The 21,413-nt window shown below is 68.0% G+C and carries 22 protein-coding genes; 17 read left to right on the plus strand and 5 right to left on the minus strand.

Annotated elements, in window-relative coordinates; all coding sequences use genetic code 11:
* The first annotated feature begins 52 nt into the window (after positions 1–52).
* The 10 genes from murC (at position 53) to ileS (ending at position 11,974) form a co-directional block, all read left to right on the plus strand.
* Entirely contained in the window at positions 53–1,498 is a 1,446-nt protein-coding gene (murC, locus tag ACFXIV_RS39685) for a UDP-N-acetylmuramate--L-alanine ligase (protein ID WP_379401732.1), read from the plus strand.
* Between the two features lie 6 nt (positions 1,499–1,504).
* Positions 1,505–2,365 carry a cell division protein FtsQ/DivIB gene (locus tag ACFXIV_RS39690; RefSeq protein ID WP_379401652.1) on the plus strand — a complete coding sequence of 287 codons (861 nt, stop codon included), beginning with the start codon at positions 1,505–1,507 and terminating at the stop codon, positions 2,363–2,365.
* Positions 2,366–2,685: 320 nt separating this feature from the next.
* Complete coding sequence (gene ftsZ, locus ACFXIV_RS39695) at positions 2,686–3,945, plus strand: cell division protein FtsZ (RefSeq protein WP_379401653.1); 1,260 nt, start codon at positions 2,686–2,688, stop codon at positions 3,943–3,945.
* A 140-nt stretch (positions 3,946–4,085) separates the two neighbouring features.
* On the plus strand, positions 4,086–4,826 hold the full coding sequence (pgeF, locus tag ACFXIV_RS39700; RefSeq protein WP_379401654.1) for a peptidoglycan editing factor PgeF: 741 nt from the start codon (positions 4,086–4,088) through the stop codon (positions 4,824–4,826).
* Positions 4,823–5,596 (plus strand): YggS family pyridoxal phosphate-dependent enzyme, encoded by a 774-nt coding sequence (locus ACFXIV_RS39705; RefSeq protein ID WP_379401655.1) that lies wholly within the window; start codon positions 4,823–4,825, stop codon positions 5,594–5,596. The genes pgeF and ACFXIV_RS39705 overlap by 4 nt, the downstream gene beginning before the upstream one ends.
* Before the next feature lie 104 nt (positions 5,597–5,700).
* Positions 5,701–6,498 (plus strand): cell division protein SepF, encoded by a 798-nt coding sequence (locus ACFXIV_RS39710; protein ID WP_379401656.1) that lies wholly within the window; start codon positions 5,701–5,703, stop codon positions 6,496–6,498.
* Between the two features lie 449 nt (positions 6,499–6,947).
* Positions 6,948–7,250 carry a YggT family protein gene (locus ACFXIV_RS39715; RefSeq protein WP_040856625.1) on the plus strand — a complete coding sequence of 101 codons (303 nt, stop codon included), beginning with the start codon at positions 6,948–6,950 and terminating at the stop codon, positions 7,248–7,250.
* Between the two features lie 72 nt (positions 7,251–7,322).
* Positions 7,323–8,153: a DivIVA domain-containing protein gene (locus ACFXIV_RS39720; RefSeq protein WP_357005481.1), complete on the plus strand. Its 831-nt coding sequence runs from the start codon at positions 7,323–7,325 to the stop codon at positions 8,151–8,153.
* Between the two features lie 126 nt (positions 8,154–8,279).
* The gene (locus ACFXIV_RS39725) at positions 8,280–8,483 is read left to right on the plus strand and encodes a hypothetical protein (protein ID WP_379388941.1); all 204 of its coding nucleotides are present in this window, start codon (positions 8,280–8,282) and stop codon (positions 8,481–8,483) included.
* Between the two features lie 311 nt (positions 8,484–8,794).
* Positions 8,795–11,974, plus strand: coding sequence for an isoleucine--tRNA ligase (ileS, locus tag ACFXIV_RS39730; protein WP_379401657.1), 3,180 nt, complete (start codon positions 8,795–8,797; stop codon positions 11,972–11,974).
* Positions 11,975–12,026: 52 nt separating this feature from the next.
* Here ileS and ACFXIV_RS39735 read toward each other — a convergent pair whose 3' ends face one another.
* The gene (locus ACFXIV_RS39735; RefSeq protein WP_379401658.1) at positions 12,027–12,605 is read right to left on the minus strand and encodes a TetR/AcrR family transcriptional regulator; all 579 of its coding nucleotides are present in this window, start codon (positions 12,603–12,605) and stop codon (positions 12,027–12,029) included.
* Positions 12,606–12,735: 130 nt separating this feature from the next.
* Between ACFXIV_RS39735 and ACFXIV_RS39740 the strand changes: the two genes are divergently transcribed.
* Both ACFXIV_RS39740 and ACFXIV_RS39745 read left to right on the plus strand, forming a co-directional pair.
* On the plus strand, positions 12,736–13,014 hold the full coding sequence (locus ACFXIV_RS39740) for a hypothetical protein (RefSeq protein WP_379401659.1): 279 nt from the start codon (positions 12,736–12,738) through the stop codon (positions 13,012–13,014).
* 251 nt (positions 13,015–13,265) lie between these two features.
* Positions 13,266–13,802, plus strand: coding sequence for an NlpC/P60 family protein (locus ACFXIV_RS39745; protein ID WP_379401660.1), 537 nt, complete (start codon positions 13,266–13,268; stop codon positions 13,800–13,802).
* Between the two features lie 6 nt (positions 13,803–13,808).
* Here ACFXIV_RS39745 and ACFXIV_RS39750 read toward each other — a convergent pair whose 3' ends face one another.
* Entirely contained in the window at positions 13,809–14,222 is a 414-nt protein-coding gene (locus ACFXIV_RS39750) for an organic hydroperoxide resistance protein (RefSeq protein WP_354842991.1), read from the minus strand.
* Positions 14,223–14,332: 110 nt separating this feature from the next.
* On the opposite strand from ACFXIV_RS39750, the gene ACFXIV_RS39755 reads away from it, so the two are divergent.
* Positions 14,333–14,872, plus strand: a complete 540-nt coding sequence (locus ACFXIV_RS39755; protein ID WP_379401661.1) for a TetR/AcrR family transcriptional regulator — start codon at positions 14,333–14,335, stop codon at positions 14,870–14,872.
* Between the two features lie 7 nt (positions 14,873–14,879).
* Here ACFXIV_RS39755 and ACFXIV_RS39760 read toward each other — a convergent pair whose 3' ends face one another.
* Positions 14,880–15,947: a hypothetical protein gene (locus ACFXIV_RS39760; RefSeq protein ID WP_379401662.1), complete on the minus strand. Its 1,068-nt coding sequence runs from the start codon at positions 15,945–15,947 to the stop codon at positions 14,880–14,882.
* Positions 15,948–16,002: 55 nt separating this feature from the next.
* On the opposite strand from ACFXIV_RS39760, the gene ACFXIV_RS39765 reads away from it, so the two are divergent.
* Positions 16,003–16,449, plus strand: coding sequence for a MarR family winged helix-turn-helix transcriptional regulator (locus tag ACFXIV_RS39765; RefSeq protein ID WP_379388868.1), 447 nt, complete (start codon positions 16,003–16,005; stop codon positions 16,447–16,449).
* A gap of 43 nt (positions 16,450–16,492) precedes the next feature.
* Here ACFXIV_RS39765 and ACFXIV_RS39770 read toward each other — a convergent pair whose 3' ends face one another.
* Both ACFXIV_RS39770 and ACFXIV_RS39775 read right to left on the minus strand, forming a co-directional pair.
* Positions 16,493–17,500: an alpha/beta hydrolase gene (locus ACFXIV_RS39770; RefSeq protein ID WP_379401663.1), complete on the minus strand. Its 1,008-nt coding sequence runs from the start codon at positions 17,498–17,500 to the stop codon at positions 16,493–16,495.
* A gap of 223 nt (positions 17,501–17,723) precedes the next feature.
* Positions 17,724–18,602 carry a UTP--glucose-1-phosphate uridylyltransferase gene (locus ACFXIV_RS39775; RefSeq protein WP_354842978.1) on the minus strand — a complete coding sequence of 293 codons (879 nt, stop codon included), beginning with the start codon at positions 18,600–18,602 and terminating at the stop codon, positions 17,724–17,726.
* 230 nt (positions 18,603–18,832) lie between these two features.
* Between ACFXIV_RS39775 and ACFXIV_RS39780 the strand changes: the two genes are divergently transcribed.
* From ACFXIV_RS39780 to ACFXIV_RS39790, 3 genes are all read left to right on the plus strand, one after another.
* On the plus strand, positions 18,833–20,158 hold the full coding sequence (locus ACFXIV_RS39780) for a DNA polymerase IV (RefSeq protein ID WP_379401664.1): 1,326 nt from the start codon (positions 18,833–18,835) through the stop codon (positions 20,156–20,158).
* A gap of 254 nt (positions 20,159–20,412) precedes the next feature.
* Positions 20,413–20,913: a hypothetical protein gene (locus ACFXIV_RS39785; protein ID WP_379388871.1), complete on the plus strand. Its 501-nt coding sequence runs from the start codon at positions 20,413–20,415 to the stop codon at positions 20,911–20,913.
* A 184-nt stretch (positions 20,914–21,097) separates the two neighbouring features.
* Positions 21,098–21,412, plus strand: a complete 315-nt coding sequence (locus ACFXIV_RS39790; RefSeq protein ID WP_379401665.1) for a WXG100 family type VII secretion target — start codon at positions 21,098–21,100, stop codon at positions 21,410–21,412.
* Position 21,413 lies beyond the last annotated feature (1 nt).

The raw sequence follows: 21,413 nt of genomic DNA on the forward strand, positions 1-21,413 counted from the left end.
GGGAACCGCCGAGACTCACACCGACCTACCCGACCATCTGCAACGCGTGCACATGATCGGCATCGGTGGTGCCGGTATGTCCGGGATCGCCCGAATTCTCCTGTCGCGTGGCGGCATGGTCTCCGGCTCCGACGCCAAGGAGAGCCGCGGCGTGCTGGCCCTGCGGGCGCGCGGCGCGCAGGTGCGCATCGGCCACGACGCCGGCGCCCTGGACCTGCTGCCCGGCGGGCCCACCGCCGTGGTGACCACCTACGCCGCCATTCCCAAGACCAATCCCGAGCTGGTGGAGGCGCATCGGCGCGGTGTGCCGGTGCTGCTGCGCCCGGCCGTGCTGGCCTCGCTCATGCAGGGTCACAAGACGCTGCTGGTGTCGGGCACGCACGGCAAGACCTCGACCACCTCGATGCTGGTGGTGGCCCTGCAGCACTGCGGGTACGACCCGTCCTTCGCCGTCGGTGGCGAACTCAACGAGGCCGGCACCAATGCCCACCACGGCACCGGCGGCATCTTCGTGGCCGAGGCCGACGAGAGCGACGGGTCGCTGCTGCAGTACGCGCCCGACGTCGCGGTGGTCACCAATATCGAGTCCGACCACCTGGACTACTTCGGTACGGACGAGGCCTACGTCCAGGTCTTCGACGACTTCGTGGACCGGCTGGAACCGGGCGGCCGCCTGGTGGTGTGCGTGGACGATCCGGGTTCGCTGGGCCTGGCGCAGCGGTCGGCGGCCCGGCTGGCCGAGGATCCGCGCGGCATCCAGGTGATCGGTTACGGCTCCGGCGATTTCGCCACGTCCGGTGTCCCGGTCGGTGCGCAGCTGCTGTCCTGGGAGCCGCGCGATGTCGGCGGCGTGGCTGTCTTCCAGCTCGCCGACGAGCATGCCCCGCGCACCCTGCGCCTGTCGGTGCCCGGCCGGCACATGGCCCTCAATGCGCTGGGCGCGCTGCTGGCCGCCCGCGCGACCGGCGCCGACATGGGCGAGATCATCCAGGGCCTGGAGGGTTTCGGCGGCGTGCACCGCCGCTTCCAGCTCACCGGACGTGAGAACGGCGTGCGCGTCTTCGACGACTACGCCCACCATCCGACCGAGGTGCGCGCGGTGCTCTCCGCAGCCGCCGAACTGGTCGCGCAGGAGGCGCGCGACGGCGCGCGCTCGCGGCCGGGCCGGGTGATCGTGGTGTTCCAGCCCCACTTGTACAGCCGCACCGCCACTTTCGCGACCGAGTTCGGCGCGGCGCTGTCGCTGGCCGACGAGGTGGTGGTACTCGATGTGTACGGCGCGCGTGAAGAACCGCTGCCGGGTGTGAACGGCGCGTTGGTGGCCAACGCGGTCACAAAACCCGTGCACTACCAGCCGGATATGTCCCGGGTCGGCAAGCAGGTGGGCGCGCTGGCGCGGCCCGGCGACGTGGTGATCACCATGGGCGCGGGCGATGTGACCATGCTGGGCAGCCAGATTCTGGACGGGCTGCGCGCACGACCCTCACACGGACGGTGAGCCACCGTGGGCTCGGGTGGGGGAGCGGCGGATCGGCCGGATCCGGCCGCCGGCGATAGCTACGACGCGGACGATTACGACACCGAATCCGCTGCGGCAGCGGACAACAGCGCCGAATCCGCGGGCGAGAGCGCGGCGGCCCGGCGGGCCCGGCTGCGCCGTGGGCGGGTTCGCCGCGAATCGCGGATCGTGACCTCGTGGCGGTCGCGCCGGGTACGGTGGGGCGCTCTGGCTGGGGTCGTGGTGCTGATCGCGTTCGGACTGGTCGCCTGGTTCACGCCGCTGCTGTCGGTGCGCACGGTGCAGGTGGAAGGGCTGAGTGCCGTTCCGGAACAACAGGTTCAGGACGCGCTGCAGGTACCGGACGGTCTGTCCATGATGCGGCTGGACACCAATGCCATGGCCGAACGGGTGTCACAGCTGCCCAAGGTCCGTTCCGTGCGCGTGCAGCGGGTGTTCCCGTCCACGGTCCGGGTGACGGTGGTGGAGCGCATCCCCGTGCTGTACTTCGACAGTCCCGACGGTGCCCATCTGCTCGATTGCGACAGCGTGGAATTCGCGATCGAGCCGCCGGGACCGGGGATACCCAAACTGGTGACCGATCATCCGGGCGGATCGGACCCGGTGACCAAGGCCGCGGTGGCCGTCATGGCCGCGATTCCTGTTCCGCTGCGCGACGAGGTCGGCGTGGGAGCGGTTGTGGCCCGCTCGGTTTCGGATATTGCCCTGGAGTTGCGTGACGGCCGGACCGTGCTCTGGGGCGGAACCGGGGACTCCGCGCGCAAGGCCGCGGTGGTCGGACCCCTGCTTTCCCAGCCGGGCAAGGTATTCGATGTTTCGAGTCCGAATCTGGTCACGGTAAAGTGAGCGATACCCATTGGGCTGCCGAAATTTTCGGTGGTTTGCCGGAAGGGCACCGTCGGTTCCGATCCAGGACCGGAGGGCAACCGTCCACGATACGATGCTCGGGTGGGTCGGACGAGTCGAATCACACAAGATTCTGATGCTCGGTTCGGCGCGCCTGCGCCCGTAACGCGGTGGCTGCGAATACCGTTCGGCACCAGTCGGATACTTGACATAACGCTGAAGCTATGGTTGAGGGTTTACCGGACCGAGACCATCGTGCCGGTATTTTGCGAGTAGCCGAAGACGACAAGCTGTTTCAGATCGAAGGAAGGCGAGAGCCCATGACGCCCCCGCACAACTACCTTGCTGTGATCAAGGTCGTCGGTATCGGCGGCGGCGGCGTGAACGCCGTCAACCGGATGATCGAACAGGGACTCAAGGGAGTCGAGTTCATCGCCGTCAACACCGACGCGCAGGCGTTGTTGATGTCGGATGCGGACGTGAAGCTCGATGTCGGCCGGGAACTCACCCGCGGTCTGGGCGCCGGCGCCGATCCGGAGGTCGGCCGCAAGGCCGCCGAGGATCACAAGGACGAGATCGAGGAAGTCCTCAAGGGCGCCGACATGGTCTTCGTGACCGCCGGCGAGGGTGGCGGCACCGGCACCGGCGGCGCGCCGGTCGTGGCCTCCATCGCGCGCAAGCTCGGCGCGCTCACCATCGGTGTCGTGACGCGGCCGTTCTCGTTCGAGGGCAAGCGCCGCAGCAACCAGGCCGAGGCCGGCATCCAGGCGCTGCGCGAGTCCTGCGACACCCTCATCGTCATTCCGAACGACCGGCTGCTGCAGCTCGGCGACGCGGCCGTGAGCCTGATGGACGCCTTCCGCTCCGCGGACGAGGTGCTGCTCAACGGTGTTCAGGGCATCACCGACCTGATCACCACCCCGGGTCTGATCAATGTCGACTTCGCCGACGTCAAGTCGGTCATGTCCGGTGCGGGCTCGGCCCTCATGGGCATCGGCTCGGCCCGCGGCGAGGGCCGGTCGGTGAAGGCCGCTGAGGCAGCGATCAATTCGCCGCTGCTGGAAGCATCCATGGACGGCGCGCACGGCGTGCTGCTGTCCATCGCGGGCGGCTCCGACCTCGGCCTCTTCGAGATCAACGAGGCCGCCTCGCTGGTGCAGGAGGCCGCGCACATCGAGGCCAACATCATCTTCGGTACGGTCATCGACGATTCCCTCGGCGATGAGGTCCGCGTCACCGTGATCGCCGCCGGCTTCGACGGCAGCGGCCCCTCCCGGCGCATCGAACCCGCGGTCAGCCGGTTCACCAATACCAGCGGCACCGCGAGCGCCAGCGCCGGAAGCGTCGGCCGCTCACACGAATACACCTCGGCCCGCACCTCCGAGCCCGCTCCCGCCCCGCGCTCCGAGCCCGCGCCGGCCCCGCCGCCGCAGCCGGTCGCCGAGCGCGGCCCGGCCCCGTCCTACAGCGCGCCCCGGCCGGCCGTCGACCCGACGGTCGCGAGCAACACTCGCGGCCACATCCAGCCCCCGGACGCCGATGACGACGACGTCGACGTCCCCTCCTTCATGCGCCGCTGACGTTGCGCCCCTGACGGATTCATCCATCGCGCCCGCTCCGGCTCCGGAGCGGGCGCGATGTCGTTTCCGGGCGGTGGTGTCGTTCAGGGGGGCGGTGGTGAGTTCGGGGTTGCCCGGCGGTGACTACTACCCTCGAAGGCATGACAGCAGCGGCACGGATATTTCGGACCAGACGGGTTGTGACGACGCGGGCGGGCGGGTTCTCGGCCGCGCCGTACGACTCGTTCAACCTGGGCGATCACGTGGGTGACGATCCGGAGGCGGTGCGGCGCAATCGGGTTCGGCTTGCGGAGAACATCGGGCTCGCGCCGGACCACCTGGTGTGGATGGAGCAGATCCACGGGCGGAACGTGGAGATCGTGGACGGTCCGCGGACCGAGCCGGTGCCCGCCACCGATGCGCTGGTGACCACCCGGCGCGATCTCGCGCTGGTGGTGCTGACCGCCGACTGCGTGCCGATCCTGCTGTCCGACGACGAGGCCGGCGTCATCGCCGCCGTGCACGCGGGGCGGATCGGGGCCCGGATCGGGATCGTGCCGCGAGTGCTGGAGGCCATGGTGTCGGTGGGCGCGAAGCCCGAGCGCATCGGCGCGTTCCTCGGCCCGGCGGCCAGCGGTCGCCAGTACGAGGTGCCCGCCGCCATGCGCGCCGATGTCGAGGCGCATCTGCCCGGCAGCGCGACCACCACGGCCAAGGGCACGCCCGGCCTGGATCTGCGCGCGGGCATCCGCCGGCAACTGGAGGCGGCCGGCGTGGGCGCGGTCGCGGTGGATCCGCGGTGCACCATCGAGGACCGGACGCTGTTCTCGCACCGCCGCGACGCGCCGACCGGCCGACTCGCCGGTGTGATTTGGATGTCATCCGAGGGAGTTTCAGAATGACCGAAAGCTTCACCGCCGCACAGGGATCCGATGCGGCGCAGGTCACGTCCGGCGCCGGCCGCGTCGGCGAGCTCGCCACCGCCCTGTCGGCACTCATCGAGCGAATCGACGCAGCGTGCGCGGCCGCGGGCCGGGCGCCGGGGTCGGTGCGCCTGCTGCCGGTCACCAAGTTCTTCCCCGCCTCGGATATCGAGATCCTCTATGGATTGGGCTGCCGCGAGTTCGGCGAGTCCCGTGAGCAGGAGGCGGCGGGCAAGGTGGCGCAGCTGCGACACCTGTCCCAGATACGCTGGGACTTCATCGGACGGCTGCAGCGGAACAAGGCGAAATCCGTTGCACGCTGGGCCGATACGGTCTACTCGGTGGACAGCGACCGGCTCGCGAGCGCCCTCGACGCCGCCGCGGAGGCCGCATTGGACGACGGATCCCGCACCACCCCCTTGCGCGTGCTGCTCCAGGTGTCCCTGGACGCGGACCCGTCCCGCGGCGGCGCCCGCGACGCGGCCCTGCACGCGCTCGCCGATCAGGTCGCCGCCTCGCGATCCCTGCAGCTCGCAGGCCTGATGGCCATCCCGCCGCTGGACATGGAACCGGATGCCGCCTTCGAGCAACTGGCCCGCATCCACGCCGCATTAACAACCGTCCACCCCGATGCGAAAGAACTGTCGGCGGGTATGTCCGGCGACTTGGAGTCGGCCATCCGCCATGGATCCACCTGCGTGCGTGTCGGTACAGCCCTGATGGGCACGCGACCGATAACCTCGGCGTAGCAAAGAAACCTCACCAGTCACATTCGAAACATATGCTTGGTGGCAGACGAGGACTGAGCAGGACAACACCCCAGGCCAACCGGGGCCGAAGGAAGGTCGACCAGATGAGCACGCTGCACAAGTTCAAGGCGTACTTCGGGATGGTTCCGCTCGAGGATTACGAAGACGATTACGTCGACGACCGCGGAGCCGCCCGGAGCGCCGATGAGCGTGTCCAGCGTCGTCCCCGGCCCTACGCCGAACGCGAGCGTGATTACGACCGATACGGCGAGGACCGCTACGACGACGAGCCCGCCTACGAGCCGTCCTACAAGGCGCCCTACAAGCCCGGGTACAGCGCGTCCCGCCGGGACGACTACGCCGACGATCACCGCGAGCGCGACCACCGCGACCGCTACGACGCCGACGACCGTTACGACGCGCCCCGTCGTCCCACCCGCATCGACACCGCCCCGTCCAGCCGCACCCGTGCCATGGGCGGCAGCGCGCCCTCGGTGCGTGGCAGCACCCGCGGCGCGCTCGCGATGGATACCGACGCGGAGCGGCGCATCGAGGAACTGCGGGAGCAGGAGCGCCGGATCGAGGCGGCCCGCCGTCCCCAGATCTTCGAGGACGGAGGCACCTTGTCCAAGATCACCACACTGCGCCCGCGCACCTACGCGGAGGCCGCCATCATCGGTGAGCGCTTCCGCGACGGCACCCCGGTGATCATGGACCTGGTCGAGATGAGCAACTCCGACGCCCGCCGCCTGGTGGACTTCGCCGCGGGCCTGGCCTTCGCCCTGCGTGGTTCGTTCGACAAGGTCGCCACCAAGGTGTTCCTGCTCTCACCGGCGGATGTGGACGTCTCCGCCGAGGAGCGCCGCCGGATCGCGGAAAACGGCTTCTACAACCAGAAGTGACGAGCTGCCGCAGCCGCGAGTGCGCGGAGGCGGCAGCCGGGGTTCGACCGTTGCGCCAAAACTGAACGGCGGCAACGAATTGCGTTCGTCAACGGGGGTTGCGAAATAGTCGCGGGGGATTCGCGGGGGAGTCTTGCGCCCGAGTTGTCGGGTATCGCACGCTCATTCAGATGGGCATGTCATGAATCACATGCCTGGACTCGGGCTCTGGATGTGGTCCTTTGCTGCTCTTCATGCGGTCCGTGCTGCGGTCCCACTCGAAGTTCGCGGCCCGCCTCGGCCTGGACTGCGCTCCGCCTCCCCGCGCTTGGAGCGGAGGAGCGAAGCGGGGGAGCGGAGGAGGGAAGGCCGAGGTGACAGGGCCGCGAATCCGCCCGGAGCGAAGCGGAGGGCAATCGGGCCCAGTGTTTCTATTTTGCCGATCATGGAATCTAGGGCACAGTGGTGCGGTGGCCCTGTTCCAGGTGTTGAACCTACTGCTGTTCCTCTTCTGGCTGCTGCTGATCAGCCGAGTCATCGTCGAGTTCATCCGCAGCTTCGCGCGAGACTGGCGGCCGACGGGCTTCGTGGTGATCATCCTGGAGGTGATCTTCACGGTCACCGACCCTCCGGTGAAACTTCTGAGGCGTTTGATACCCCCAGTGAATCTTGGGGGAATTCGGCTCGATCTGTCCATTATGGTCCTGCTTTTCATCGTGTTCATCTTGATGACGATCACGGGCCAGGCAGGGCAGTCGATAGCTCAGGTGTGACAGAATGGCCGGAAAGAAAGCTTGCCCAGATCTACCGCTAGATCTCCATACGAAGCGTGAAGGGATCGTTCCATGCCGCTGACCCCCGCCGATGTTCATAACGTCGCGTTCAGCAAACCGCCGATCGGGAAGCGCGGCTACAACGAGGATGAAGTCGATGCCTTCCTCGACCTGGTCGAGCAGGAGCTCTCACGCCTCATCGAGGAGAACGCTGATCTTCGCCAGCGAGTTGCCGAGCTGGATGCGGAACTGGCTGACGCCAAGAAGAATCGGGGTCCCGCGGTTCAGCCGGTGAAGGCGCCCGTCGCGCCGGAGCCCATCAAGGCCGCTCCGCCGCCGCCCCCGGCCCCGATGCCGGCTCCGGTCCCGGTGGCCGCCGTCAAGCAGGACGCACCCTCCGCGGACGCGAATCTGCAGGCCGCCAAGGTGCTTTCGCTGGCCCAGGAGATGGCCGACCGCCTCACCTCCGATGCCAAGACCGAGGCCGAGCAGCTGCTGGCCAACGCCCGGGCCAACTCGGAGCGCCTGGTCAGCGACGCGCGTACGCGTTCCGAGGCGATGATCGCCGATGCCCGCCAGAAGGCCGAGGCCATGCTGTCCGACGCGCAGACCCGCTCGGATTCCCAGCTGCGCCAGGCGAAGGAGAAGGCCGACGCCCTGCAGGCCGACGCCGAGCGCAAGCACACCGAGATCATGGCCACCATCACCCAGCAGCGCAGCGTGCTGGAGAGCCGGATCGAGCAGCTCAAGACCTTCGAGCGCGAATACCGTGTGCGCCTGAAGTCCTACCTGGAATCGCAGCTGGAGGAGCTGGAGAACCGTGGTTCGGCGGTCCCGGTCGACGGCGGCGAGTTCGGCCAGGATGCGTCCGGCAACGGCGCACTTCTCAAGGGCAGCAAGTAAAGTCGTAGATACGGCCAGCGATGCCAGGTCGCGCGGGACGAACTCCCGGGTGGCGCGGTATCGCCGCCAACCTTTCGAGTCCTCCGATAGCCATCGCTATCGAAGCCCAACGAGGGGGTGGTGCACTTGCTCGTGGTGACGCTCGCGCTCGCAGCCGTGGGTTTCGGCCTGCTGGTGACCGCACTGACCACCGGTTCGGTGATCTGGGCATGGGGCTGCATCATCGTGTGCGTGATAGGCGCGGTGCTGCTGCTCGTCAGTGCGTTGTCGCTGCGGACCGATGACGAGGACACCTCGTCACGGCCGAGCGGAAGACATGCGAAGCACTAGTGGGGCGGGTCCGCGGAATATCCGCTGGACCGGCCCCGCTAGACTGTAGAGAGCTATACGGCGTTGATCCGGCCATCACCGGGGAGCTTTCGGAAGAACGGCGGGCATCTGCGTTCAGCAGTGAACGACAGGGCCTCGCTCACTAGAACCGAACGGGTGAGCCCGTCACAGCTCACAACGAGAGGCTCGGTCCTGCCAGGGTTTTCGTGATCCTGGACCGGGCAAGCGGGGTGGTACCGCGGTTACGGCGCACCGGGCGCCGGCATCGTCCCCGTGCCCACAGTGCTGGCACGAGGAGCTGAGAGGCCGCGATGGCGGACGAGACCACCACCCGAAGCGCATATCCGCGCGTTGACCTGAGCCGGACGTCCGGTCAGGTGTCGTTCCCCGAGTTGGAGCAGCGGGTCCTGGACTACTGGGCCGCCGACGACACCTTCCGCGCCAGCATCGAGAACCGTTCCGATGCAGAGGAATTCGTCTTCTACGACGGCCCGCCCTTCGCCAATGGGTTGCCGCACTACGGCCATCTGCTCACCGGATACGTCAAGGATTTGATCCCGCGATTCCAAACCATGCGCGGGAAGAAGGTGGAACGACGATTCGGTTGGGATACTCACGGCCTCCCCGCGGAAATCGAAGCGGAGAAGCAGCTCGGTATCACGGACAAATCACAGATCGATGCCATGGGTCTCGCGGAATTCAATGCCGCGTGCAAATCCTCGGTACTGCGCTACACGAACGAGTGGCGTAACTATGTGACACGCCAGGCCCGGTGGGTCGACTTCGACAACGACTACAAAACCCTCGACCTCGACTTCATGGAATCGGTCATGTGGGCGTTCAAGTCGCTGTACGACAAGGGCCTGATCTATCAGGGCTTCCGGGTGCTGCCCTACAGCTGGTACGAGCAGACCCCGCTGTCCAATCAGGAGGCGCGGCTCGACGACTCCTACCGGATGCGCCAGGATCCGGCGGTCACCGTCGACATGGTGCTGCGGGTTCCCGCCGAGCACCCGCTGCACGCCCTGGATGGCGCCAACGCCCTCATCTGGACCACCACGCCGTGGACGCTGCCGTCCAACCTGGCGATCGCGGTGCACCCCGACATCACCTACGCCCATGTCCAGGGCAAGGACGGCAAGCGGTATGTGCTTGCCGCCGAGCGGGTCTCGCACTACGCGCGCGAGCTGGGCGAGGAACCGACTGTGCTGTCCGAGTATTCGGGCGCGGCGCTGGAGGGCCTGCACTACCTGCCGCCCTTCGACTTCTTCCTCGGCCACCCCAACGCGCACCGGGTGCTCAACGCCGACTACGTGACCACCGACTCCGGTACCGGCGTGGTGCATCTGGCGCCCGCGTTCGGTGAGGAGGACATGGATGTGGCCTCCGCCAATGGAATCGAGGTCGTGCAGCCCCTCGATCCGGGCGGCAAGTTCACCTCCATGGTGCCGCCCTACGAGGGCCTCATGGTCTTCGACGCCAACCCGGTCATCATCAAGGACCTCAAGGCCGCCGGAAAGCTGTTGCGGCATGAGACCATCGAGCACTCCTACCCGCACAGCTGGCGCTCGGGCCAGCCGCTGATCTACATGGCGGTGCCGTCCTGGTTCGTGGCGGTCACCACCTTCCGCGACCGCATGGTGGAGCTCAACAAGGAGATCACCTGGGTTCCCGAGCACATCCGCGACGGCCAGTTCGGCAAGTGGCTGCAGAACGCGCACGACTGGAACATCAGCCGCAACCGCTACTGGGGTGCGCCCATCCCGGTGTGGATCTCCGACGACCCGGCCTACCCGCGCGTGGACGTGTACGGCTCGCTGGATCAGCTGGAGCAGGACTTCGGCGTGCGGCCGAGCGATCTGCACCGGCCCGGCATCGACGAGCTGGTGCGCCCGAATCCTGATGACCCGACCGGGAAGTCGATGATGCGGCGCACGCCCGAGGTGCTGGACTGCTGGTTCGAGTCGGGCTCCATGCCGTACGCGCAGGTGCACTACCCGTTCGAGAACAAGGAATGGTTCGAGGGCACCCCCACGGAGTCCACGGACGGCACCGCCGTCGCTGCCGCGCACAGCCCCGGCGACTTCATCGTCGAGTACAACGGCCAGACCCGCGGCTGGTTCTACAACCTGCACATCCTCTCGACCGCGCTGTTCGATCGCCCGGCCTTCAAATCGGTGGTGGCGCACGGCATCGTGCTCGGCGACGACGGACTCAAGATGTCCAAGTCCAAGGGCAACTACCCGGACGTCAACGAGGTCTTCGACCGTGACGGCTCCGATGCCATGCGGTGGTTCCTCATGGCGTCTCCGGTGCTGCGCGGCGGCAACCTCATCGTCACCGAGCGCGGCATCCGCGAGGGTGTCAGCCAGGCCCTGCGCCCGCTCTGGAACGCGTGGACCTTCCTGCAGCTCTACGCCTCCAAGCCGGGTACCTGGCGCACGGACTCGCCGAACGTGCTGGACCGCTACATCCTGGCCAAGCTGGCGCAGACCCGCGACGTCATGACCGACGCCCTCGAGATCTACGACATCGCGACGGCCTGCGACGAGCTGCGCACCTTCGCCGACGCGCTCACCAATTGGTATGTGCGCCGGTCGCGTTCGCGCTTCTGGGAAGAGGACCGCGACGCCATCGACACCCTGCACACGGTGCTCGAGGTGACCACCCGGCTGGCCGCCCCGCTGCTGCCGCTGCTGACCGAGGTGATCTGGCGCGGTCTCACCGGCGAGCGCTCGGTGCACCTGGCCGACTGGCCGAGCGACACCGACCTGCCGCACGATGCCGAACTGGTGTCGGCCATGGACGAGGTCCGCACCGTCTGCTCCACGGTGCTGAGCCTGCGCAAGGCCCAGAACCTGCGCGTGCGCCTGCCGCTCTCGGAGGTCACCGTGGCCGCCGCCGACGCGGAACGCCTGCGGCCCTTCGTGGATCTGATCGCCGACGAGGTGAACGTCAAGAAGGTCGACCTCACCACCGATGTGGCCGCGCACGGCCGCTTCGAGCTCGTGGTGAACGCCCGCGCCGCCGGACCGCGCCTGGGCAAGGAGGTCCAGACGGTCATCAAGGCCGTCAAGGCCGGGGAGTGGAGCGAGGCCGCCGACGGCACCGTCTCCGCCGCCGGCATCGTCCTGTTGCCGGAGGAGTACACCCAGCGGCTGGTCGCCGCCGAACCCGAATCCACCGCCGCCCTGCCCGGCAATATCGGTCTGGTGGTGCTGAATTCGGCGGTCACCGAGGAGCTGGAGGCCGAGGGCTGGGCCCGCGACCTCATCCGCGACCTGCAGGAGACCCGCAAGTCCCTGGGCCTGGACGTCTCCGACCGCATCACGGTCGTGCTCGACGTCCCGGCCGAGCGCCTGGGCTGGGCGGAGACCCACCGCGAGCTGATCGCGGGCGAAATCCTCGCCACCACACTGTCTCTCGGTGAGGTGGGTGCCGATGCCTCCGAGGTCGTCGGCGGCGTGAAGGTCTCGATCGTCAAGGCGTAGCCGAAGCGACAAGGGGCGGAACCGAACCCGGTTCCGCCCCTTCCCTTTTGCGTCAGGAGCGGGGACGCAGTCCGTCGAGGATGGGGTCCACCAGTTCCGGGGCGTCGAGGACGCCGCCGACGCCGAGCAGGAACCGCAGGTAGACCGGGCCGTAGAGCATATTGGTCATGGCGAGCACTGACAGATCGTCACGGATCTGCCCGGCGCGGATGGCGGATTCGAGCCGGAGCCCACCCTTCCGGGCCCGGGGTTCGACGAAGGTCTCACGGACCATCTGCATGAGCTTCGGGTCGTTCTGGGCCTCGGCGATGACGCCGCGGTAGACGCAGCCGACATCGCCTGCCAGCATTCGGGCGAGGCCGCCGATCTGCGCCTTCAGATCGGCGGCGATGTCACCGGTGTCGGGAAAGTCGGTGGCCGAACCGATCTGGTCATTGATGGCCTCGAGGGCGATCGCGCCCTTGGAGGGCCACCAGCGGTAGATGGTCTGCTTGCCGACGCCGGCTTTGGCGGCAATGGCCTCGATGGTGAGTTTGCCGTAGCCATTGCGCACGGCGAGTTCGAAGGTCGCGTCGAGGATCGCCTGGTGGGACTTGGCGCTGCGCAGTTCGGGATTGGGCGGCTGGGGCATGGCTCCATCATACCGCCGAACGAGACGGAACGTCTCGTCTTGACAGGTGTCGCGGCGGCGGCTAACTTACCCATGAGACGAGACGGACCGTCTCGCCGACAATCGGGAACACGGTCGCTAGGAGCGCATAATGACCACCCTCACCACCACCCCCGCCACTGTCGCTGCCGCGAATGCCGCTGCGCCCATGGTGGTTCCGTCGGCGCATCGGCGCGCGCTCATCACCTGGCTGGCCGTGTACCCGACCATCACCATCGCTCTGGCCCTGCTCGGCCCCGAGATGGCGAGCCTGCCGGTGTTCGTGCGGACCCTTGTCCTGACCGCGATCGTGGTGCCCACTTCGGCCTACGTCCTGATCCCGATGCTGATGAAGGCCAACCACCACCTGACCCTGCGGCTGCACCGCTGATCGCTGGCGGACGCTGCAGCATCGGCCTTTGGCAAACTTTGAGCGCCTTCCCGAAGTTCGGGCGGGCGCTCTCGGCTTTTCGGGGTCCAATCGCTTGAACAGGCGTTTTTTGAGGTGAGCGACGGAGGTTCGAGACACGCCGAGCCGGGTTCTCTTGTGACGTATGTTGCGCGTGCGCTAGAACAGCTATCAGTTAGCTAATAGTCTCCCTCGAGATGTTGCTGCGGTATCGCCGATGAAGGGGCACGCATATGGCTCGAAGGCAGGTTCACCGTTTCGCATCATTCGTCACGACGACCGCGGCCCTGGTGCTGAGCGTCGCGCTCTGGGCCGGCCTGGCGCACGCGGATACCGGCTCGGCGTCGGGGTCCGCCTCCGGCAGCGCCAGCGGGTCGGCCTCGGGCAGTGCGAGCGGTTCCGCGCAGCTGCCGGTGGCCAGTCCGCGGGCCATGCTCGCGCTTGCGCTCGCGACCACCCAGACCGGCAAGCCCTATCGCTGGGGCGGCACCGGCCCGGACGCCTGGGACTGCTCGGGCCTGGTGCAGTGGGCCTTTCGCAGCGTCGGCATCGATATGCCACGTACCACCTGGCAGCAGGCCGACGCCGGACTCGAGGTGCCGGTCGGCTCCATGGAGGTCGGTGACGTCGTCGTCCTCAACGACGACGCCTCCCACGTAGGCATCTACGCGGGAGGCGGCAATGTGCTGAACGCGTACGACTGGGGTGTGCCCGTCGGCCTGACTCCGCTGAGCCAGTTCGACATCTACACCATTCGCCGCTTCTACTGAATCGTCTTACTCGACAACCAGTTCCACGGGGATGTTGCCGCGGGTGGCCTTGGAGTAGGGGCACACCTGGTGGGCGGCCTCGACCAGCTCGCGGCCCTTGTCGTTCTGCAGCTCCTCCGGCAGCTCGACGCGCAGCACGACGGAGATGCCGAAACCGGTCTCCTCGTCCTTGTTCAGGCTGACGTCGGCGGTCACCGAGGTGTCGCCCAGCTCGATGCCCTGGTTGCGGGCGACCACCTGCAGCGCGCCGGCGAAGCAGGCCGAGTAGCCCACCGCGAACAGCTGCTCCGGGTTGGTGCCGTCACCGCTGCCGCCGGCCTCCTTGGGCTGGGCCAGCTTCAGGTCGAGGTAACCGTCGGAGCTGACCGAGCGGCCCTCGCGGCCGACGGAGGTAGCGGACGAGGTGAAGAGCTTAGCCATTTCGAATCTCCCTAGACAGACTTGTCTGTTCAGACGCGACTCAGGGTAGACAGATCTGTCTGCTATCGTCAATACCGAAGCCCGATGAGGGGAAGGAGTGCAGGTCAGCCATGAGTGAAGCCCGTGATCGCCTGCTGGACACCGCGACCCGGCTGTTCTACGCCGAGGGCATCCACACCGTCGGCATCGACCGCATCATCGCCGAGGCGGGCATCGCGAAGGCCACCTTCTACCGGCACTTCAAGACCAAGGAAGACCTGGTCGTCGCCTACCTGGTGCGCGAATACGGCCGTCAGCGCGAGGTATTGGAGGCCATCCCCGGCGCCGGCGCCGACTCCATCGTCGGCATCTTCGAGCGGCTGGGCGAGCTCAGCTGCGGACCGGGCTTCCGGGGCTGCCCGTTTCTCAATGCGGCCGTGGAGTTCCCGAATCCGGAGCACGCCGTCCGCAAGGTCGTCGACGACTATCGCGGCTGGTTCCGGGATCTGATGGCCGACAGGCTGCGCGCCGCGGGGCGCACCGACATCGACGATGCCGCCCGGGCGCTGCTGCTGACCCGCGACGGCGTGGCCGTCAGCGGGGGCATGGGAGACAACGAGACGGTCCGGGTGGGCATCCGGACCGCCTTGTCGCAGTTGGGTATTCGGTAGGCCGGCCTCAGACGCCGACCGCCTCCTCCATCTCCTCCTCGGCCGCCACCGCGGTCTCGGCGGACGGGGCCTGCCCGACGGGCTCGGGGGCGGCGTGGTGCGGCTCGGATTGCGCTGCGGCCTGCCGCTTTTCGGTCAGGCCCGCCACGATCAGGAGCAGCACGCCCGCCGCCAGCCAGAGCGCCAGGCTCGCCATCCGGCCACCCAGTCCGGTGCTGTCGAAGTAGAGCAGGCTGCGTGCGCCCTCGACGAAGCCCGCGCCGTTCCAGAAGTGGTGCAGCGTGCCGAAGAAGTCGTTCTGCAGCCACGGGCTGTAGACGCCGCCGGAGCTGGTGAAGTTCAGCATGACGAACAGCACCATCAGGGCCAGGGTGGTCCAGCGCTTCAGGAAGGTGTGCAGGCCGATGCCGATGGTCAGGATGCCCGCGGAGTACAGCCACGACATGCCCCAGATCGCGCCCAGGTCGTGGTCGACCACGTGGAAGACCGGGCCGGCGAGGGCCAGCCCGATCAGGCTCACCAGCAGCGAGGTGACCAGGCCGATCGCACCGCGCAGCCACATGGACAGGCCCGCGCCCGCCGCGCCGATCGCGGCGACGCTGCCGTAGGAGCCGATGCTCAGGGCGACCAGGAGGAAGAAGATGCCCTGCGCGGTGGGGTCGCCGGAGCTGGGGGTGGTGACGTCGGTGACGGTCAGCGGCGCGTTCTGCAGTCCGGCGACCTGGCCGAAGACGGCCTCGGCGGCCATGGCCGTGGTATCGGATCCGGCCTTGGCGACCAGCAGTTCGGGCTTCTCGGTGTCGGGGACGTACGCGCCGGCCAGGTCGCGGTGGCGCAGCTGGCTCACCGCGTCGTCCCGGGTGGGCACGGTGATCACGTCGAGGGCATTGCCGCCCTTGTCCTTCAGGGTCTGCGCGAGCACCTTGACCTGCGGGCTGTCGCCGACGATGGCCACCGCCAGGTGGTTGGGCTCGGGCTGGTGGAACGCGCCCAGGTACGCCAGCCCCATGCCGAGGCACATGAGCAGCGGGGTGAGCAGGTGCACGGCGACATGCCGGATCTGATGCGAGGCCATGGGTTCTTCTCCAATAGTTGGTAAATACAACCAATCGAGGTTGTAGTCTACAACTATGAAGAGCGCTGACGCATTTCCCGGCCGATCCGATGCGATCGAGGTCATACAGCGCGAGCTCACCGCCTTCGCCCGGCGCGCCCGCGGGCGCGCCGCCGAACTGCATCCGGAGCTGTCGCTGGTGGCCTCCAGCATTCTCGACCTGGTGATCGAGCGGAACGGGTGCCTGGCCTCGGATCTGGCCGGGCACTTCCACCTCGACAAGTCCACGGTCAGCCGCCAGGTGGCCGCGCTGGAACGCGACGGCTACCTGGCCCGCGAGGTCGACCCGGCCAACCGCCGCAACCTGGTGCTGCACGCCACCGCCGAGGGCAGACGGGTGGCCCGCGCCGCGGCGCGCAACCGCAGCGCCGCGTTCACCGAACGGTTCGCCGACTGGGACGACGCGGATGTCGAACGGCTCGCGGCCTATCTCGTGCGCTACAACGCCGCCGACGAGGGCTAGCGGCTTCGCCGGAAGGACACCGAGGGCCGGAACCGGCCGCGGCTCAGTCCGTTTCGGGCAGCTCCAGGCCCTGGGCCAGCACCGGCCACGAGGCGCGCAGCGCGTCCTGCCAGTAGCCCCACGAGTGTGTGCCCGGCTTGGCGATATCGAAGGTGGCGGGAATGTCCAACTGGTGCAGGCGGGTCTTGAGATTGCGGGCGCACCAGTCGCTGGCCGCCTCCAGGATGCCGCCGACCAGGATCTGCTGCGGCAGACCGCCGTCCGCCGGACCGAGGCTGCGCACATCGGCCACATTGTCGTGGCGGCCGGGCAGGCCGGAGCCGTTGGAGACATAGATCCCCAGGCCGCGCAGCGCCTCGGCGTGCACGTAGGGGTCGTTGGCGGCCCACTCCGGATCGTCCATCGGCCCGTACATGTTCACCGGATTGCCGCCGCCGATGGAGACCACCAGGTCGGTGAACTTCTGGCCGACCGGATCGCTGATCTGGGCGCACCCGCTGTAGGCGGCGACGGCCCGGTACAGGCCGGGCGCGGCGATCGGAAGCTGCAGTACCGAGGTGCCCGACATGGACATGCCCGCGATGGCGTGAATCCCATTGGTGGCCAGGGCCGCGTCGACCAGCGGGGGTAGCTCCTCGGTGAGGAAGGTCTTCCACATGGGCTGCCCCAGCCGGGGATCGGGGCTGCGCCAATCGGTGTAGTAGGTGAACGCGCCGCCGATCGGCATCACCACGTTCACGTTCTTGTCCATGAAGAACTGGGTGGAATCGGTATTGCGCTTCCAGGTCGCCGTGTCCTGGCCGCCACCCGCGCCATTGAGCAGATACAGCACCGGGCGCGGCTCGGAGGTGTCGGCGGGACGCTGCACCTCGACCGTGATATCGGAGTACATGGCCGCCGAGTGCACGTGCAGCGTCAGGTTGCGGGAGTCGTGCACCTCGAAGGAGGTGATGGCGGACCCGTCGTCGGACACCGCGGTGCCCGCGAGGCTCGCCGTACTGGTTATCGGGTCGGGTGGGGCACCGAGGGCCGGACCAGCGGGTACGACCATGGTGAACGTAGTGACAAGAGAACAACTTGCCGCCGCGAGCAGTGCCGCCCGGGTGCCCAATCCGCCTAGCAAAACCGACCTTCGATCCAGAGGGGTATCCCGACCCACCGGCATGATCGTCGAAACATGCCCCCATGTTTCGGGTTTCGACAAATTCGGTCTGGCGTGGTTGGGTGCACGGCACCTGTGCGCCGAAGCTGGCGGCCTGTGGGGCGGCGGCGGACTACTCGGCGACGAGCTGGCGCAACAGCGGACCGTACTCCGGATGCGCCAGCGCCGAGGCGAATTGCGCGGTCAGATAGTCGGCCGGGTTGCCGGTGTCGTACCAGCGCCCGCGGATCACCTGGCCGTACACCGGATTCTCGGCGGCGAAGACATTGATGGCATCGGTCAGATACACCTCGCCGGTGCGGTGGGTGTACCAGTTGTCGACCTGCTTGCGCAGTTCGGCGATGATGCCCGGGGTGACCACGTAGCCGCCGATGGCGGCGAAGGAGGACGGGGCGTCTTCCGGCTTGGGCTTCTCCTTCAGGCCGCTGATCCGCATCAGACCCTCGCCGACCGTCTCCTCGACCACCGGGACGCCGTAGCGCTGCGACTCGGACGGATCCATCGGCATCAGCGCCAGCACCGGCGCGTTGGTCTTCTCGTAGGCGTCGATGAGCTGCTGGGCGCGCGGCACCTCGGCGACGAAGACGTCGTCGGGCCACAGCACCAGCATGGGCTCGTTGCCCAGGTGGCGGGCCGCGTTCAGCACCGGGGTGCCGTTGCCGTAGGGGCCGTGCTGGTCCAGATAGGTGATGTGGCCCTGCCGGCTCAGCTCACCGACCTCCTCGACCGCGTCGGCGAAGGCGGTCTTGCCGTCGGCGCGCAGCTGGGCGACCAGGGCGGGGTTGGGGCGGAAGTGATCCTGGATCAACGACTTTCCGCCGCTCACCACGATGGTGATGTCGGTGATGCCGGAGGCCACGAGCTCGCGGACGGTGTGTTCGATGACGGGCTTGTCACCCACCGCGAGCATTTCCTTCGGGATCGCCTTGGTCAGCGGCAGCAGGCGCGAGCCGATACCCGCTGCGGGAATCACGGCCTTGCGAATCGTCATGGACGAATCATCACACATCCGGCGGGTCGTGCCTGTCGGTAGTCGCTTGTAGATTTCCCGGTGTGAACACGTCTGCCGACCCCGCGAACCGGGACATCATGCCTGGTGGAGCCGGTTGTGCAGGGCCGGAGGACAGGGGCGGCGGGCCGGCCGGGGCGGGCGCGGACACACAGCAAATCGACAGCGGGTCCCGAGGTACGGGACAGCGGCGATGGGTGCTGCATATAGATATGGACGCGTTCTTCGCCTCGGTCGAGCAACTGACCCGCCCGACCCTGCGCGGACGGCCGGTGCTCGTGGGCGGCATGGGCGGGCGCGGCGTGGTGGCGGGCGCCAGCTACGAGGCGCGGGTGTTCGGAGCGCGCTCGGCCATGCCCATGCATCAGGCGCGACGGCTGGTCGGCGGGGCGGCGGTGGTGATCCCACCGCGCGGGGCGGTGTACGGCGAACTCAGCGGGCAGGTCTTCGACACCCTGCGGACCCGGATCCCGGTGCTGGAGACGCTGTCGTTCGACGAGGCGTTCGGGGAACCCGCGGAACTGTCCGGGGCCACTCCGGCGCGGGTGCTCGAATTCTGCGAGGAGCTGCGGGCGGCGGTGCGGGAGCGCACCGGGCTGGTGGCCTCGGTCGGGGCGGGCAGCGGCAAGCAGCTCGCCAAGATCGCCTCCGGGCTGGCCAAACCCAATGGGGTGCGGGTGATTCCGGCGGCCGAGCAGGACGGGTTCCTGTCCGCGCTGCCGGTACGCAAACTGTGGGGGATCGGGCCGGTGGCCGAAAGCCGGTTGCGCTCACTGGGAATCGAGACCGTGGGGGCGCTGGCGGCGCTGCTGGAGTCGGAGGCGTCCTCGATTCTCGGCGGCAGCATCGGGGTGGCGCTGCACCGGCTGGCCCGCGGCATCGACGACCGGCCGGTGGCCGAGCGCGCGGAGGCCAAGCAGATCAGCGCCGAAACCACCTATGAGACCGACATTCTCACCCTCGCCCAGCTGCGCCCGGCCATCGACGCCATGGCCGCCTCCGCCCATCGGCGGCTCACCACCGACGGCCGCGCGGCGCGCACCGTGGTGCTCAAGCTCAAGAAGACCGACATGAGCATCGTGACCCGCTCCTCCACGCTGCCCTACGCCACCGAGGATCTCGCCACCCTCACCGCCGCCGCGCAGCGGTCCGCCCTGGACCCGGCCGAGATCGGGCCGATTCGCCTGGTGGGAGTGGGTTTCGCCGGACTATCGGAGATTCGGCAGGAATCGCTGTTCCCCGAGTTGGATCAGACGGTCGACACCGATGGCGCGGTCTCCGAGGAGCCCGCCTTCGCGGTGCCCGAGGGCCCGGATCCGGTGGTGCCGCCCGCGACTCGCTCCTTCGCCGTCGGAACCTGGTACCCGGGACTCGATGTCGAACACCCCGAATTCGGGCACGGCTGGGTACAGGGCGCGGGCCACGGGGTCGTGACCATCAGGTTCGAAACCCGTTCCACGGGGCCGGGTCCTGCCCGCACGTTCCCCGCCGAGGACCCCGACCTCACCCGTGCCGACCCTCTGGGCAGCCTGCGCTGAGCCGGTTCCGGCGCCATCCGGGGGTACGGGAGCCAGGCCCGTCTTCCTTACTTTTCGGGGCTATCGGGGCTTGTCCCACCGCTGTGGCCCGAATGCGTGAATTATGAGGATTCAGCCTGAAAATGCCGCGCCGTGCGTCGCGAAGGCGGCTTCTGAGACGCCGCGTTGGTAGTGTCGCGTGTCGTGCAGCGCCGCCGGTCGGGTGTAGCTGGCACGTTGTCGAACGGACCTACTCGAACGCAAAGGACGAGCAGTTGAAGCTTCAGAAGACTGGACGCATCGCGGTCGCGGCACTGGCTGTCGTGACCGTACTCGGGCTGTCGGCGTGTGGGAGCGGTGACAAGAAGGAGAGCAAGCCCGCCAAGGTCACCACCTCCAAGACCACCGCGGCGCAGACGAACTACCCGCCGGCCCCGACCGCGGCGGACCTGAACACCGAACTGCAGAAGGCGCTCGACCCGAGCATCCCCGACTCGGAGAAGCTCGACATGTTGCAGGGCGTCTCGGCCGACCCGAGCCTGCCCACCCGGCTGGCGGAGGCCTACAAGCAGAACAACGCCACCATCACCGTCACCAACGTGACCGACCTCGGCAACGGCACCATCACCGCCGACGCCCAGGTCGCGATCAACGGCGGCGCGCCGCAGCAGGCCGTCGTGCCCTTCGTGGCCGAGGACGGCAAGTGGAAGGTCCAGAAGGAATGGATCTGCAACGCACTCTCGCTGGCCAACCAGACCTCCCCGGCCTGCAGCTAGTTCCGTGTGACCGGTCCGGCATCGAACGGCGGATGCCGGACCGGGTTTTGCCTGTCCCACACGGAGTTTCGTCAAGAAGACGGCGAAACCTGTCAGGGCGGCGTTAATTCGGGGTCGCCGGCCTGTTGCGCGGCCCGCACCCGTTGCCATCGTTGATCTTCCGTCCATCGGCGAAAGGGCAACAGTGGCAACGAAAGTCGGCGTTACTCCTGATCGATTGCGCAGTGCCGCAGGGCAGATGCAGGATCTCGAAAGCCGCGTCAACGGCATTCTCGCCACCCTGGAACAGGCGCTGTCCGCCAAGGGCGCGGCCTGGGGCGACGACAGCTACGGCAGCACCTTCGCCGACGGCGGACAGGGGTACGCCGCGGCCCACGCCAATCTGCGGGACGGACTCCGCAATATGGCAACGACCCTGGGGTCGTACGCGTCCGGGCAGAACGAGGCCGCGGACACTCTCGAGCGGATGGACCACGGCAACGCTGGCCACTACCGGTAGA

Origin of the sequence: Nocardia sp. NPDC059236 (assembly GCF_042754085.1) — a bacterium.
GTDB lineage: Bacteria > Actinomycetota > Actinomycetes > Mycobacteriales > Mycobacteriaceae > Nocardia.

What these genes read in the sequence shown, in the direction of transcription:
- murC (WP_379401732.1), top strand. Translation starts at nt 53, where the DNA reads ATGATCGGCATCGGTGGTGCCGGTATGTCCGGGATCGCCCGAATTCTC.
- ftsZ (WP_379401653.1), top strand. Translation starts at nt 2,686, where the DNA reads ATGACGCCCCCGCACAACTACCTTGCTGTGATCAAGGTCGTCGGTATC.
- pgeF (WP_379401654.1), top strand. Translation starts at nt 4,086, where the DNA reads ATGACAGCAGCGGCACGGATATTTCGGACCAGACGGGTTGTGACGACG.
- ACFXIV_RS39705 (WP_379401655.1), top strand. Translation starts at nt 4,823, where the DNA reads ATGACCGAAAGCTTCACCGCCGCACAGGGATCCGATGCGGCGCAGGTC.
- ACFXIV_RS39710 (WP_379401656.1), top strand. Translation starts at nt 5,701, where the DNA reads ATGAGCACGCTGCACAAGTTCAAGGCGTACTTCGGGATGGTTCCGCTC.
- ACFXIV_RS39720 (WP_357005481.1), top strand. Translation starts at nt 7,323, where the DNA reads ATGCCGCTGACCCCCGCCGATGTTCATAACGTCGCGTTCAGCAAACCG.
- ileS (WP_379401657.1), top strand. Translation starts at nt 8,795, where the DNA reads ATGGCGGACGAGACCACCACCCGAAGCGCATATCCGCGCGTTGACCTG.
- ACFXIV_RS39735 (WP_379401658.1), bottom strand. Translation starts at nt 12,605, where the DNA reads ATGCCCCAGCCGCCCAATCCCGAACTGCGCAGCGCCAAGTCCCACCAG.
- ACFXIV_RS39740 (WP_379401659.1), top strand. Translation starts at nt 12,736, where the DNA reads ATGACCACCCTCACCACCACCCCCGCCACTGTCGCTGCCGCGAATGCC.
- ACFXIV_RS39745 (WP_379401660.1), top strand. Translation starts at nt 13,266, where the DNA reads ATGGCTCGAAGGCAGGTTCACCGTTTCGCATCATTCGTCACGACGACC.
- ACFXIV_RS39750 (WP_354842991.1), bottom strand. Translation starts at nt 14,222, where the DNA reads ATGGCTAAGCTCTTCACCTCGTCCGCTACCTCCGTCGGCCGCGAGGGC.
- ACFXIV_RS39755 (WP_379401661.1), top strand. Translation starts at nt 14,333, where the DNA reads ATGAGTGAAGCCCGTGATCGCCTGCTGGACACCGCGACCCGGCTGTTC.
- ACFXIV_RS39760 (WP_379401662.1), bottom strand. Translation starts at nt 15,947, where the DNA reads ATGGCCTCGCATCAGATCCGGCATGTCGCCGTGCACCTGCTCACCCCG.
- ACFXIV_RS39765 (WP_379388868.1), top strand. Translation starts at nt 16,003, where the DNA reads ATGAAGAGCGCTGACGCATTTCCCGGCCGATCCGATGCGATCGAGGTC.
- ACFXIV_RS39770 (WP_379401663.1), bottom strand. Translation starts at nt 17,500, where the DNA reads ATGGTCGTACCCGCTGGTCCGGCCCTCGGTGCCCCACCCGACCCGATA.
- ACFXIV_RS39775 (WP_354842978.1), bottom strand. Translation starts at nt 18,602, where the DNA reads ATGACGATTCGCAAGGCCGTGATTCCCGCAGCGGGTATCGGCTCGCGC.
- ACFXIV_RS39780 (WP_379401664.1), top strand. Translation starts at nt 18,833, where the DNA reads ATGGACGCGTTCTTCGCCTCGGTCGAGCAACTGACCCGCCCGACCCTG.